At 47.3% G+C, this 13,616-nt stretch carries 11 protein-coding genes; 5 read left to right on the top strand and 6 right to left on the bottom strand.

Translation table 11 applies throughout. The annotated features are described in order from the left end of the window. Positions 1-87: 87 nt before the first annotated feature. A complete protein-coding gene (locus Q4Q57_RS00950; RefSeq protein ID WP_311889298.1) occupies positions 88-1,293 on the bottom strand; it encodes an MFS transporter in 1,206 nt (401 codons plus the stop codon). Between the two features lie 230 nt (positions 1,294-1,523). On the opposite strand from Q4Q57_RS00950, the gene Q4Q57_RS00945 reads away from it, so the two are divergent. Continuing rightward, positions 1,524-2,162, top strand: coding sequence for a MarR family transcriptional regulator (locus Q4Q57_RS00945; protein WP_311889297.1), 639 nt, complete (start codon positions 1,524-1,526; stop codon positions 2,160-2,162). A 127-nt stretch (positions 2,163-2,289) separates the two neighbouring features. Beyond that, positions 2,290-3,303, top strand: a complete 1,014-nt coding sequence (locus Q4Q57_RS00940) for a succinylglutamate desuccinylase/aspartoacylase family protein (protein ID WP_311889296.1) — start codon at positions 2,290-2,292, stop codon at positions 3,301-3,303. Positions 3,304-3,461: 158 nt separating this feature from the next. On the opposite strand, the gene Q4Q57_RS00935 is transcribed toward Q4Q57_RS00940, so the two are convergent. Next, positions 3,462-5,489: a methyl-accepting chemotaxis protein gene (locus tag Q4Q57_RS00935; RefSeq protein ID WP_311889295.1), complete on the bottom strand. Its 2,028-nt coding sequence runs from the start codon at positions 5,487-5,489 to the stop codon at positions 3,462-3,464. Positions 5,490-5,697: 208 nt separating this feature from the next. Here Q4Q57_RS00935 and Q4Q57_RS00930 point away from each other — a divergent pair, with 208 nt between their 5' ends. The 3 genes from Q4Q57_RS00930 to Q4Q57_RS00920 all read left to right on the top strand — a co-directional run bounded on the left by Q4Q57_RS00930 (position 5,698) and on the right by Q4Q57_RS00920 (position 7,608). Beyond that, entirely contained in the window at positions 5,698-6,324 is a 627-nt protein-coding gene (locus Q4Q57_RS00930; protein ID WP_259482114.1) for a fumarylacetoacetate hydrolase family protein, read from the top strand. Positions 6,325-6,347: 23 nt separating this feature from the next. Further along, the gene (locus Q4Q57_RS00925; RefSeq protein WP_311889294.1) at positions 6,348-6,959 is read left to right on the top strand and encodes a Crp/Fnr family transcriptional regulator; all 612 of its coding nucleotides are present in this window, start codon (positions 6,348-6,350) and stop codon (positions 6,957-6,959) included. Positions 6,960-7,098: 139 nt separating this feature from the next. Next, a complete protein-coding gene (locus tag Q4Q57_RS00920) occupies positions 7,099-7,608 on the top strand; it encodes a YgjV family protein (protein WP_006080929.1) in 510 nt (169 codons plus the stop codon). A gap of 110 nt (positions 7,609-7,718) precedes the next feature. Here the strand turns inward: Q4Q57_RS00920 and Q4Q57_RS00915 are convergent, their stop codons facing one another. From Q4Q57_RS00915 to Q4Q57_RS00900, 4 genes are all read right to left on the bottom strand, one after another. After that, positions 7,719-7,961: a hypothetical protein gene (locus Q4Q57_RS00915; protein WP_006080930.1), complete on the bottom strand. Its 243-nt coding sequence runs from the start codon at positions 7,959-7,961 to the stop codon at positions 7,719-7,721. Between the two features lie 255 nt (positions 7,962-8,216). After that, the gene (locus Q4Q57_RS00910; protein ID WP_311889482.1) at positions 8,217-10,886 is read right to left on the bottom strand and encodes a family 20 glycosylhydrolase; all 2,670 of its coding nucleotides are present in this window, start codon (positions 10,884-10,886) and stop codon (positions 8,217-8,219) included. An 86-nt stretch (positions 10,887-10,972) separates the two neighbouring features. Next, the gene (locus Q4Q57_RS00905; RefSeq protein ID WP_311889293.1) at positions 10,973-11,815 is read right to left on the bottom strand and encodes an ROK family protein; all 843 of its coding nucleotides are present in this window, start codon (positions 11,813-11,815) and stop codon (positions 10,973-10,975) included. Beyond that, the gene (locus Q4Q57_RS00900) at positions 11,812-13,110 is read right to left on the bottom strand and encodes an MFS transporter (protein ID WP_311889292.1); all 1,299 of its coding nucleotides are present in this window, start codon (positions 13,108-13,110) and stop codon (positions 11,812-11,814) included. The genes Q4Q57_RS00905 and Q4Q57_RS00900 overlap by 4 nt, the downstream gene beginning before the upstream one ends. Positions 13,111-13,616 lie beyond the last annotated feature (506 nt).

Below are 13,616 nucleotides of genomic sequence, written 5' to 3'. Positions count from 1 at the left end.
AAACCGCCATGCTCGTTAATCGACATGGCGGTTTTTATGCCTACATTATTCCCGTAAACTGCAGCGCCATTCCACCCGATTAGGTACTTAAGATACGCAGCGCGCGATTTGATATTGGCGTGCATAACCCTGCGGATTAAATTGCCAAGATAGTATCCACGCCATCAGGCTGATGCCACCGAGCAATAACCAAGCACTGTTAAAGCTGTTGAAATTATCGCGAATTAATCCGGCAATCCAAGGCGAAATGGCGGCAATCGTATATCCCACACCTTGTACAAAGGCGGTTAATTTACCCGCTAACATCGGATTTTGTTGATGATCCATAGTCACAATTAATCCGAGTGGAAAAATCCCGCCTATGCCTAATCCTGCCAGTCCCGCCCATAAAAATAGCGACACTTGAGGGGCGAGTGCGAGCCCCATAAAACCGATGAGTTGCAGCAAGCACAGTAGGGCTATGATGGCGCGTCTGTCCGTCGACTTGCTGGCAAGCCAAGGAAACACTAAGCCCGCGATCACTTCCATGCTGGTTAAGAAACCTAACACTAATCCAGATTGAGTCTGGCTATAACCTAGCTCGACCGCGTAGGGGGCTAACCATGCAAGCACGCAGACATAACAGCTTGTACCTAAAGCAAAAAATATCGCCAATAACCAACTGCGACGAAAACGCCAAAAGCTAAGCGGCACAGTTTGCTCCGTAGTTTGATTCGCTAATACGGCTTTGTGTTTAACCATCAGCCATAGCGCCAGTGCCACTACGCCCAACCATGTCCAATGGCCTAAGCCCGCACGCCAACCTAAGTTCATCCCGATAAAAGGCGCACTGCTGGCGGCCAAAGCAGCGCCGCCCATAATGGCGGTGACGTAAAGCCCCATCATTAATGGCACCCGTTCACCGAAATTGAGTTTGATCATGGCAGGCATTATGGTTTGAATAAGGGCGATACCGACTCCGGCCAGTAATGCCGAGCAGATAAGCCAGCTTGCATCCATCGCCCAAAATCGCATCGCCGTGGCGATGATCAAGAGGATCAATGATCCCGTCATTACGGTATTGAATCCTAAACGTTTGGCGATACTAAAGCCTGCAAAGCAGCCCAATCCCATGGCGAGCACGGGCAGCAATGTCAGCATAGACGCTAAGGTAAAACTTAAGCTGATATCCTCTTGTATGCTGGGCAGTAAAGGCCCAACCGAGGCGAGAATGGGGCGCAGATTTAGCCCGATAAGAATGAACGCGAGTCCGAGCAGCAATAAATTCGCTTTCTCTGTCTGGGGTGACCGCATGGATTGTCTCCAAAAATAAGCTAAGTTTGATTTGCTGAAAGAGTGACCTGTAGCGGCATTGGGCGCACTTATGGTGATTTCCTTTCAACAACAGTAGGTTGAAGTTGTATCACTACAGTTCAAAAAGAATCTCTTTCAAATGTATCTTGATGTAAAGATATTTTAATTCTGCGAGAAAATGACTAAGATGTAAAGAATGATATAAAGAATCTTTATGTTGAGATAAAGCTATGACAGCGAAAACGACACTCACTCACACGAATCCTGCGGATATTAATGCGAGTCCTTCGGGTACTAACGCGAGTTCAGCGGATAAAAACGCAAGCCCTGCGGATAAAGACCAAGCAGCTTCGAACACCAAAGCAGATGGCCTTGAAAGCGAAGATGGTTTGGATAGCATTGTCGGCCAGTGGCAGCAACAAGGGGTGACTGAGGATTTGATCCCTATGGCTGTGCTTGGGCGAATCGCGCGTTTAACGAAATATATCGAAGTGGTGTTGCTGCAATGCCATGGCGAATTTGGCTTAGGTCAGGGCGAGTTCGATGTGCTCGCGACGTTAAGGCGATCGGGAGAGCCGTTTACCCTCTCGCCTTCGCAACTTTATCAGAGCATGATGCTAAGTTCAGGCGCTATGACGAGCCGTTTAGACAGACTCGAGAATAAGGGGCTGATAGCGCGAACGCACAGTAAGGAAGACCGCCGCGCCGTCCATGTCTCGTTAACTGCCGAGGGAAAGGCGCTCATTGATAAGGCATTGCCGCAGCATATTCAATGTCAGAGTGCCTTGTTAGCGGGCGTGAGCGCTGAAGATAGGCCTATGTTGTTGCAGGTTTTAAAATCTTGGCTGAACCAATTTGAGCCGCAATAAATCGCTTAAACTTCACGTGAGTTTTAGTTTCTAGTGTTAGACATCTGGCGATAAGCGATAGCCGAGCGCTATTAGCTAATATGAGTCAGCCGCGCGGGACAACATTCGATAGTACAAGGGAGTTGCCATGGTAAAAAGACGTGAAGCATTTGAATTAGCAGGTAAACGAGTCACAGCAGGGACTCAATTGGGGATCAAGCTGGCCGCCGCTAAGTTGTATACCGATACGCAACTCGATATTCATGTAGAAGTGTTTCACGGGGCCAAACCTGGCCCAACTTTACTGGTTTGCGCCGCCATTCATGGGGATGAACTCAATGGTATTGAGATTTGTCGGCGACTATTAGCCAGAGTCAATCCCAAGAATTTGACGGGCACCTTGATTGTGGTGCCGATTGTGAATGTGTTTGGTTTTATTCAGCAATCCCGTTATTTACCCGATAGGCGGGATCTCAACCGCTGCTTCCCTGGTTCCAGTAAAGGGGCGTTGGCAAGCCGGTTAGCCAACCTCTTTGCCACTCAGTTATTAGTCCATGCAACCCATGTGATTGATTTACATACGGGCGCGATTCACCGCGATAACTTGCCGCAAATTCGCTGTGATACCAGCGATGAGACTATGCTGGGCATGGCCAATGCCTTTGGTGCGCCGCTGATCATGCATTCCAAAGCGCGCAGTGTTTCGATGCGGGGTTACGCTAACCAACAGGGCATTCCGTGTATTTTGTACGAGGCAGGCGAAGCATTACGTTTCAGTGAATTGTCGATAAAATCCGGCCTTAAGGGCGTGCTTAATGTGATGCGCAGTTTAGGCATGTTGAAGGGGCGGGTGAGCAATAAGGGATCGAGTGTCAGCGCCATTCGCAGTTATTGGGTGCGCAGCGAATCCGACGGTTTAGTGAATATGAAGCTCAAGCTCGGCCAGCGGGTGACTAAGGGTTATATTATCGCCCATATCGTCAGTCCCCACGGCGGTGACAGTGTGGCCATTCGTGCACCAACCGACGGCATTATCATAGGGATCAGCAATATTCCCGTTACTAACGAAGGCGAGGGTATGTTCCATATCGCCCAGTTTGAAGGTGACGAAATTGAAATGGCTAACGAACAACTCGATGAATTTTTGATGGAATATGCTTAACCGCAGACTTGTTGGCATTGGATATACCGCCACAGAAGTCGCTAAGATGGTTTTGCGACTTCTGTGAACATTTTTAAGTGCTTATTTTTACCTCGCTAACTCCTGACTTTTGTAACCCTCAATGCAGTTTTCGTTATCACTGCCAAAATCTAAACTCACTAGAGTTTAAAGCGTTCCACTGAGCTGGTGAGTGAGTGGGCAAGCGTGGTGACTTCGTTGCTGCGTTTGGCCATGTCCATGGCTTCATTGGCATTTTGATCCGCAGCTTGCGCCGCCTCGCTCATGCTCGACTCAATACGTTGACTGTAGTCTAACTGCTCGTGGGCGGCGTGGGTGATCTCTAGGCTCATGTCATTGAGCGTGTGTAAGGTACTTTCTATGTGGGCGATAGCATCCTGCAGGGTTTGGCTTTGTCCGACACATTCGTTTGCCTGATTTTGACCTGTGGTAATTGCACTCGCTGCCGTGGAGGTCTCTTTTTGCAGGGCCGTGATCATGGTTTGAATTTCAGCGGTGGCAGCTTGAGTGCGTGAGGCAAGGGATCGCACCTCATCGGCCACAACAGCAAAACCCCGTCCATGTTCCCCCGCTCTGGCGGCTTCAATGGCAGCGTTCAGTGCCAGCAAATTGGTTTGTTCGGCAATGCTGCTAATGGTGGTTAAAATGCTGCCAATATTATCGCTTTGAATGCTCAAGCGAGACATGACCTCAACCGAACTACTTAAGCGGGCGCTCAGTTCGGCGATTTTATTGCGATTATCATCGGCAATTTGCTTCACTTGATTGCCGTATTTCGAGGCTTGGCTGATTTGTTTCGCCGACTCACTGGCCTGTTCTGTTACCAAATTAGAACTGGTAAACATCTGTTCAGCTAAGGCTTTAGTCTCATCGACGCGGCTGATTTGCGCGGTTGCTGCATTGGCGATGCGCTGACCTTGCTCATTGGTTTGGGTGGCTGAGCTGTCCAGCGAATGGGCATTTTGGCTGATATTGGTGAGTAGCTTGGCAAGATCGTCACTCAAGGTATTCATGTTATCGATCAGGGTGCCAAATTCATCGTCATGGCGTTTATGAATGCGTTTAGATAAATCCCCACGGGCGATGCTAGCCAGCGCGCCATTCACTAAGGCTAATGGATTGAGCATGGCCTTGGAGGTGAAGAAGGAAATAAAACTCACCATAACGATAAACACCAATGCGAGCACTATCGCTAAGGTTTGCCCCTGTTGAATATCATTACTGGCGATGGTTTGCAGGCTGGTAAATCGGCGGTCGGCTAAGTTGATTAACTTATCTAAGGCGAGATTATTCGCATTAAACTCTTTATCGGCATCGAGGTAATGTTGCTCTGATTGTCGCAGTGCTTCAACCACGGCTTGTTGTGTTTTATAAAGCTCGGCAGGCGCCGCGAGTAAGGTATTGATAATCGCATATTGCTGTTCGAAGGTTTGCAGCAAGCCTAAGGTATCAAGCCCATCAGTTTGTTGTTTTAAAAAAGTAAAGTTAGTGGTGAGGTTCCCCAGTAAAATACCGACATCTTGCTGGTGCGATTGGATCACCTCCAAACTTTGAGTGTGGATCAGCTCTCCCATAGTGTTGGTTAGCGTATACAACATATCGTCGATACGCGTGCCTGTACCGACAATCTCTTCGAGCAGAGTAGGATTATCGGGGATGGACAGGGTTTCGAGATCGATCATCGCATTACTGGCGTTGGTCTTGGCATCGTTAAAGCGCTTAAAGAGTTGTTGGTACTGCTGCTTTGCTTGTTCATTGGCGAGTTTAGCGCTAAACATGGCCTGGCTTTGTTGCAAATAGGCTTGGTATCTTGCCTTTGCTTCATCTAGAGAAGTCTGCATTTTAGGCTGATCAGCTACTCGTTCAATTAACTCATTTTCGATACTTTGATATTTCTTCTGCAGCGCCGTAAATGCTTGCTGGCTTTTGGTTAAGCCGGCTGTGTCTTGCTGGCTGTGGGCCAAGGTGGCAAGGCGTGACATTTTTAACAGCACCAGTTGTAAGCTATTACTCTGCTTTTGCACTGGTACGGCTAAGGTTTCGATATTTTGATAGGCGGTTTGTACTTGTGAGAGTGAATAATAGAAGAAGCTACTGCCAGCGATGAGCAGCGCGCCGATGGCACTAAAGCTAAATATGATTTTTTGTTTTATGGTAAGCGTCAACATAGTGCGAAAACCTCTTCTAGGACTGTCCCTGTAAAATGGGTTTAATAATGATTAGATCGCTGTTTTTATTGAAATATTAATTCAAGTGTAGCAGAGTTCGTCACAAGTAAAGTGAATTTTTCTATTGAGAGTTTAGCGCTAGTTAAGGTTAACTTCTTGGTTTGATTATTTAAAAATAATCTCGACCGTATCGTAAAAAGGATTAAAAATGAAATCTGTCGTTTTGGATGAAAAGCGTATCGTACCGACAAAAATTATCTGTATTGGACGTAATTATGTCGACCATATCCATGAGTTGGGCAATGACATACCCGACGACATGGTGGTGTTTTTAAAGCCCAATTCGGCGATGTCGACTGTGCTGCTTTCGGAGCATCAAGGCGAAGCCTTGCACTATGAAACCGAGCTGTGTTTTATGTTTCAAGATGGCCGTTTTAGCAGCGTTGCCATTGGCTTAGATCTCACTAAACGTGATTTACAAAGCAAGTTAAAAGCCAAGGGATTGCCTTGGGAGCGGGCAAAGGCCTTCGATGGTGCCGCATTATTCAGTCCCTTTGTGGCGATTGATGATGCCAAGGCGCCGCTGCATTTTACCTTGAGTATCAACGATAACTTGGTGCAAGAGGGGCATATCGATTTAATGATCTACAAACCTCAGACTATTTTATCTGAGCTGCAAGCCTTTATCAGTCTCGATGACGGCGATATTGTGATGACAGGCACCCCCAAGGGCGTGGGAAGTATTCCCGCTAAAAGTGTATTCAACGTCACGCTGAGCCGGGGTTTGCAAGCGAGTGCTGAACCTTTGCTTGAATGGCAATGGTTAAGTGTTTAGTGATAAATCGCTGAGTTGCTCGCATGATTGAACCTGATGACGTAAAAAAGACTGCTGTATTGCAGGTGCCAACTTGCCAACCACTGCAACAATATTTGATTGCATTAGGGGCGAGTCAAGCTGCTGTTGAACGTTACTTACCACAGTTTAAAGCGTTGAACGTGCCGGCGGGAGAGGTGCTTCTTGGCCAAGGAAATGAGCAGTCACAGGCATATTTTGTTGTAGATGGTATAGTGCGCGCTTGCCATTATACGCAGGATGGCACAGAGCGCTGTAAGGAGTTTTATTTCGAGGGTGAATTGTGTTTTTTGTATGTCAGTTGGCTGAAGCAAATTCCCGCTCGTTACCAATTAGAAGCTTTAAGCGCCTGTAAACTTATCCTAATGCCGTTATCCGTGTTGGATGATACTTCGCTGCAGCCCGTGCAACTTGGGTTACTTAAACAGCAATTATTGTATAAAGAACAAAAGGAAGCCTTTTTACTGCTGCACACACCTGAGCAACGTTATCTGTATTTACGCGAACATTCACCACTTTGGCTTGAGCGGTTAAGCCAAGGTCAGTTAGCTAATTATATTGGCATTACGGCAATCAGTTTGTCGCGTATGCGTCGACGACTTCAAGACTCCTTTTAGCGTTTTTTGCCCCCAGTTAACTTAAGTTAATGCGCTAAAGCGCGATTCCTATGATGCTGCGCCTTAAGTTGCGCCCTCAAGTCTATAAGGCTTCCAATCAGAGTGCGCATTATTGCTTAAAGCTAAGGGGCTTAATAAGTTGACTGCGTTTACCTTGTCTCAAATTTTGGTGGCGATAGCCATTATCTTCGATCTGATTTCGTTTCAATTTAAGGCGCGGGAGCGGATTGTCGCCTGCCTTTTTGTATCGGGTATTCTGATTTCTATTCATTTTTGTCTGTTGCAGCAATGGACTGCAGCAGGCTTAATGGGCATAGCCACAGTGCGTTATCTCACCAGCATGTTTACGACGTCAAAGGTGGCCATGTGGTGTTTTTCTAGCGCAGCAGTGGCAATGAGTATCGTGACCTTCAATGGCATAACGACGGTGATCAGTTGTCTCGGCACACTGTTTCAAACCCGCGCCGCATTCTGCCAAAGGGATAAAGATCTTAGATTACTGATGATAGTCGGAACCAGTTTTTGGCTCGTTCACAATGCCTTAGTGGGATCGCCCGTGGCAGTGTTAATGGAGGTACTCTTTATTGGCAGTAATCTGGTGGGCTTTTATCGGCATTATTTTCGCGGGCAGCTTAAGCAACTGCCGTGATCAGCTAAGGTCATCTCTAGCCTTAACTGAGAGGTTAAATTTTTAGCGCTTGCATAGTCGTTTTGGCGTTGATGTGAAGAGCATCTTTGTGCGTGATTAATCTAGGATAGCTAGAGTCCCGCGACGGCTTCCATATCGAGTTCGATATCGGTACAGCCTTTGGCACAGTATATTCCTGCCGCTTGTTCTGCCTTTGCCTGCTCAGGCAATATCACTTTTAATGTCTGTTTACAGCTAGGACATTGCACTGGCTTACCTTTAAATACCCGTTTAATCAGATTTTTCTGCTCATTAAACGAGGTTGCTGTGGTTTGATTTAACACGGCAAAGGGGCTAGTCGAAGCAGTTGTCATCGGCAGGTGGATCCTTAGGTTAGGTAAAATGTTATGGTGAACAGTCACTGATAAAGCGCATTGCACAGGCAGCGTGTTGCACTGGTACAGTGTGCTCGCGAATACTGAGATTATAGCCTGAGTTGCGCTGTGATTGAAAAGCCTCAATTTAAGAGTGTTAAGCTTAGACTTAACCTATCGAGCAGCGGCATTAATTAAATAGCTAATTAACGTATCGGCCATCACATGTGATGGCCGACTTTTTACGAGAAACGACTAGAGGGTGCCTTGCCAAGTCGATGGGCGAGAATAACGCGTGCCATCTTTGACTCTGGCGCGGATGTGTTTGACATCATTAAGCTTGAACGCTTGACGGTAGCTTAGCCAAGGTCCTGAGTCGAGTTGGTATTCCAGCTCGGCATTGGGATATAAGCTATTGAGCACTAACAGCTGATTTTCAACAAGAATCCCAGGTGGTGCTATGCGGTAGAAAACTCCCGCTTTTGCTAACTTAGGCTGCACTTTATTGGCGTACACAGCGGCGAAAGTTTGCCAATCCTGTTTGAGGACTTGCTCGGCTTGGCCATTGAGTTGGCTGGCAAAATGTTGAGTCTGTTGGCTATAGATTTTACCTTGATAATCATAGGCTAATTCCCACGGTGCCTTGTGCCATGCCCGTTCTGCAAGGGCTATCATGCGCGGGAATAGCATGTATTCTGCTTGCTCATCCGATTGCACCATTTCGCTCCAAAGATTCCCCTGCAAGCCGTAAAAACCGTGTCCCGGCTTGAGCTGGCTGTGGCTGTCGTCCGCGATAAATGGCTGATTTAAACTATTGCGCCAGCGCTCGGCATGGGCGGGCAGGTTGTCGGGCATAAAGCTAAACACCTTAAAGCTGTCTATTGCCCTTGCAGCCCAATGATTACCGCGCTCATCTGGATGGCTAACATAGGGAAAATCAAAATAGGTGACTTCCGGCGTTGAGAGCACGACCTTCCAGCCAAGATTGACTTGCTTATGGGCGATTTGATGGCCGTTGTCTGAAATCAGTGACCAAGCGTTAGATTGCACTTGGGCGGGCATGTTTTCGGGGCGCACTTCACCCATGCCATCATTCCAACCTGCGGCAATAATCCCTTTATCTGCCAGCATGTTAGCAACGCGTTCGATAAAGTAGCCATTGAGTGAGTGGAGTCCAGCTAACTCATCGGCTTTTTGTTTTTTCATTGCGATACACGCGGGAGAGTCGACCCAAGCGCCCGCGGTTTCATCGGCGCCTATATGGTAATGCACTAAGGGAATGCCTACGGCTTGGTGCATTTTTTTGACTTCATCAATCACTGTATCGATAAAGTGGTAGGTGCTCGCCAAGCACACATTGAGTGTATTGTCGTGATAATACTGAATCGACGAATATTGGGTTTTATCTGCAAATTCAGTCAGTAAAAACTCCTCCGCCTTAGCTTTATCTCCTTTTGCTAGGTAATGGTGATAACGGGCCTCCATGGATTTTATTGCGGCGCGTGAATGCCCCGGCATGTCCAGTGAAGGGATCACTTCGATATGGTGAGCATCAGCCAGTTGTAATATTGCTTGGTATTGCGCCACGGTTAAGTAGCCATCGACGGGGTTTACGTCCGCTATGCCACTGCCCAGTTGTGGCAATAAACAGCTTTGCTCGGTTAAATCGAAACAACGTTTTGCACCCACATCGGTCAGTTCGGGTAAGCCGGGTATGGCTAAACGCCAGCCTTCATCGTCGGCTAAGTGCAAATGCAGCTTATTGATTTTATAGGCGGCGAGCTGTGGAATAATGCGTTTGATAAAATCGAGCGAGTGGAAGTTACGGGCTAAATCGATGTGCAGGCCGCGAAAGGCGTAGCGAGGCTGGTCTTGAATATCGATGGCGACCAGTTGATCGTCACTTAAACTGATCAGCCCAGCTAGGCTCTGTAGGCCATAGAAGAGTCCCGCTTCACTGCCCGCTCGAATACTGATTTGCTCGGCCGTTATGGTTAACCGATAGGCTTCGCTGTTTTTAATTTCACTATCATGGGCTTCAGTGCTGGCGACTTTAGGAGCTTGAGTATCGAGTTGCAATAACAGCGGCATGCCTTTGTCCTTGGCCGAAAAGCCTAAAGAATCGAGGTAATCCAACGCCGCCTGCCGGCCCTTAAAATCGACAGTTGCAGCCGCGAGTCGATAACCTTCAGCAAGGGATAAAGGCGCCGAGTTTAGGCTTTGGCTATGAAGTGGTGTGGGGATAAGTTTGCCGCTAATGTCAGGTGCTTTGTCTGCGGCTAAGGCTTGATATTGCTCGGCTAAATACTGGCCATCGGCAAAGGGGGTTGCATCGTTTTTTGCCAGTAAGAATTGTTTTTCAGCATTAAAAGGCGCCAGGTAGTCTTGCTGGGTTAAGCCTGTTTCTGGATCGCGCCTTGTTTGAGTGCTCTTTATTACCTGCGCCTTATCGCCCATAGCGACAAAGAAATTTGGCATAAACTCGGAGCGGGTGATTTGGCTGCCTTTGCTATAAAACTCAATACGATAAACTTGATTGGCGACGAAACCCTTAAAACTGGCTTTAGGAGTGATTTTGTGTAAATCGCCATTGATATGTTCAATGTTAAAGTCACCCGCATCGACAAAATAAACGGGCGATAGTTGGCTGAAATAAATTTGCCAATCGCCATGATTTAGCTCTTCGTTGGATAACTTGTCGTTGGATAGCTGAGTGGGCAGGGTTAGCTCAATGGCAGAGCGATAGCATAGGGTTTCTTTAGCGGGACAGGTTTCAAGATAACTGGCGGTTAACTGATAACTTAGCTGAAGTTTATCGGCCAATTGATTAAGTGCGACATGATTTGCCTCCTGCACGGCGTTGGCGGCCTGTACCGATGGCATAATAAATATTGAAAGCACTGGCGCCACGGGAAGCACTGCCATTATGCCGCTGACTAAGGCCGTCTTAATCCTCTGCCACTTTATTTTACCTTTCCCTTTCGTTAGTCCTTTCCCTTTCGTTAGTCCTTTCACTTAACTGAGTCCTTTTGTTGTAAAAACCATTGCGCCGCGCCTATGAGTGCCGCATTGTGATGTTGGCTGGCTGAAATCGTCAAGTCCGCCAGTTGCGGGCCATAGACTAAGCTTTGCAATTTCTGTTTAAGCGCTTCAATAAAGAAGGGAAAGCTTTTGCTGACTGAGCCGCCAAGGACGATATCTTTGGGATCGTATACCAGTAAGGTTTGGGCGATCATGTGCGCTAAGTGTTCACCAAAATGGGCGAAGGCTTGCAGCGCTTGGCTGTCTCCTTCACAGGCTTTTTGATACAAATATTCGCCACTCATGTGATGGTGAGTGGTGAAGTATTGCCCCGAGCAGTAGTGCTCAATAATGCCATCGCGATAACTCAAGCTGCCGATTTCACCTGCGGCGCAATGTTTACCCGAATACAACTGACCATTAAAAATCACCCCAGCGCCCACGCCAGTGCCTAAGGTAATCCCGAGCATGTCTTGATTGCTGTTGAGCACAGCTTCGCCAAGGGCAAAGAGGTTCGCATCGTTATTCACAACAACATCCATTTCAAAGGTATTTTTAAGTTTCTGGGCTAACTGCGTTGCCGTCAATGCAGGGATATTGAGCACTTCGAGTAAAGTGCCGCTGTGCATATCCACCATGCCGGGTATCCCGATGGAAATACCATAGGTTTCAGGCGTGAGATGGCTGTGGATACAGGTCACGAGGAAATCGAATAATTGTTCGAAATTGCCATCGGCGGGAACGGGATACCGCCAAGTGTCGAGTAAGGTTTTACCTTCCACCTGTGCCAACATCAGTTTAGTTCCCCCAAGGTCTAAACATAGGACGCTCATAATAGCTTGTTGCCTCTCGTGTTGGTTGTTGCCATCTGCTTAGAATCATCATCTTTTGATGCCGTTTTAGCAGAAAATAGGGTGGTGTTTTTAATCAAGGGGCGAGCCGTTAGCGCGACATAGCCTATGTATGCCATAGGAATTAACAGCACTAGCATCCCGAGCCGTAACTCGCCGGACAGCTCACTGATAACACCAATGATAGGCGAGATAAACGCGCCGCCGATAATGCCAGTGCAGAGAATGCCGGCGAATGATCCGTGATCTTGAGTGCGCGAATTAAGCGCCAGCGAGAAGATCACCGACCACATGATAGAAATGAAAAAGCCAACCAATGGGAAACAAATTAATGCTAGTTGGCTCGGTCCCCAAATCGCCACCAGAAAACAAACCAGTGAACTAAGGGAAAAACTGAGCAGCAAGATCTGACTGTCGATAAGTTTAAGTAGCAGCAAACCGAGTAGGCAGCCGAGCGTCATGTAAAACCAAAAATCGCTAACCACATTGGCGCCGACACTTAAGGTATCAAGACCATGATATTGAAGCAAAAAGACTGAGATACTGTTAGCAAGCCCTTGCTCAAGCGCAACATAGGCGGCGATAGCGAAGAAGAATTTCAAAACGGTTTTATCTTTGAAAAGGCGTAAATGTGTCTCCAGGGCACCCGCCGACTCATCTGCCAGTTTATTCACTTTGGGCATCTTCACTATGCTGGCAAAGAGCATCATGGCGAGCGCGACTACGGCGAATAACCAATACATGGCGAGCCAACTCATGTTCTCGGGCAATAGCTGTTGCACATAGTTGGCTGATGCAACACTGGCTTGATCTAAGGCGACAAAATGCTGGTACACCAGCGGCGCTAAGGTTGCGGCGCCGCCAAAGGCGAGTTGGGCCAGTACGGAGAAAAAGGCAAAGTGCTCAGGCCCCGCGGCTTGGCGCAGTAAGGGATTCACTGCTACCTGCAATAAGCTCATGCCAGTGCCAATACAAAACAGGCTAAACATGGCGATGCTAAAGGTAGGGAGACACACAAAAGTGACGGCGCCGATGAACGCTAGGCTAAAGGCTAAGATGATCACCCGTTTTTCACCGTACTTGTCCACCAAAATTCCCGCAGGAATCGATGTCACGCCGTAGGCGATAAAAAACGCAAAGGGAAATAACCCCGCCAACGTCAGGCCGATAGCATAACTGTCAATTAACGCAGGGAAAATCGGCCCCATGCTGTTGGTCATCAAGGAAATCACAAAGAAAGTGCAGAGGACAAACAGAATGATGATTTTGTGTTTCATGTGCTTAGCCAATTGAATTAAGTGAAATTCATTGTGGCTTGACGCTCGCTTTGGTGGTGATACGAATGGTGCCTCTGTCGATACTATTCTCACATAGTCAAATCGTGTTTGTGCTGATTTGGCTGATTTACATCAGGTGCAGTTAATACGGGCTGTAGATACTTGTAAATACTGGCGATAGATACTGGCGATAGATAATGGTGATAGATACGAGTTGCAGTTAGCTGCTGCGGATGGGTATAGGTAAAACCGCGTTTTAGTATCTGCTGATAAAGTGTTTACTTGTAAAATAGTTACCTTTAATTAACATTGGATAGAATAGTATTAGAGTAACGGAGTTGAGTATCACTGTAGGGCTGACTTGCTATAGACAATAGTGCGCGAGGCACAGCGATTTCGCCGAGCTGATAGGTCAAGGCTTGCATTAAAAATAAGGTTTAAGTAATTGAATAATTTAACAGGATGGAATAACGGCTAGCTTGAGTGAATGGCGTTGATCTGTAAGA

The organism is Shewanella sp. SP2S2-6, assembly GCF_031931965.1.
Taxonomy (GTDB): domain Bacteria; phylum Pseudomonadota; class Gammaproteobacteria; order Enterobacterales; family Shewanellaceae; genus Shewanella; species Shewanella baltica.
Note: the sequence above shows the minus strand (reverse complement) of the source record. Positions and strands in the feature narration are given on the sequence as shown.

What these genes read in the sequence shown, in the direction of transcription:
- Q4Q57_RS00915 (WP_006080930.1), bottom strand. Translation starts at nt 7,961, where the DNA reads ATGACAACTGCTTCGACTAGCCCCTTTGCCGTGTTAAATCAAACCACA.
- Q4Q57_RS00940 (WP_311889296.1), top strand. Translation starts at nt 2,290, where the DNA reads ATGGTAAAAAGACGTGAAGCATTTGAATTAGCAGGTAAACGAGTCACA.
- Q4Q57_RS00950 (WP_311889298.1), bottom strand. Translation starts at nt 1,293, where the DNA reads ATGCGGTCACCCCAGACAGAGAAAGCGAATTTATTGCTGCTCGGACTC.
- Q4Q57_RS00910 (WP_311889482.1), bottom strand. Translation starts at nt 10,886, where the DNA reads ATGGCAGTGCTTCCCGTGGCGCCAGTGCTTTCAATATTTATTATGCCA.
- Q4Q57_RS00935 (WP_311889295.1), bottom strand. Translation starts at nt 5,489, where the DNA reads ATGTTGACGCTTACCATAAAACAAAAAATCATATTTAGCTTTAGTGCC.
- Q4Q57_RS00925 (WP_311889294.1), top strand. Translation starts at nt 6,348, where the DNA reads ATGATTGAACCTGATGACGTAAAAAAGACTGCTGTATTGCAGGTGCCA.
- Q4Q57_RS00900 (WP_311889292.1), bottom strand. Translation starts at nt 13,110, where the DNA reads ATGAAACACAAAATCATCATTCTGTTTGTCCTCTGCACTTTCTTTGTG.
- Q4Q57_RS00905 (WP_311889293.1), bottom strand. Translation starts at nt 11,815, where the DNA reads ATGAGCGTCCTATGTTTAGACCTTGGGGGAACTAAACTGATGTTGGCA.
- Q4Q57_RS00945 (WP_311889297.1), top strand. Translation starts at nt 1,524, where the DNA reads ATGACAGCGAAAACGACACTCACTCACACGAATCCTGCGGATATTAAT.
- Q4Q57_RS00930 (WP_259482114.1), top strand. Translation starts at nt 5,698, where the DNA reads ATGAAATCTGTCGTTTTGGATGAAAAGCGTATCGTACCGACAAAAATT.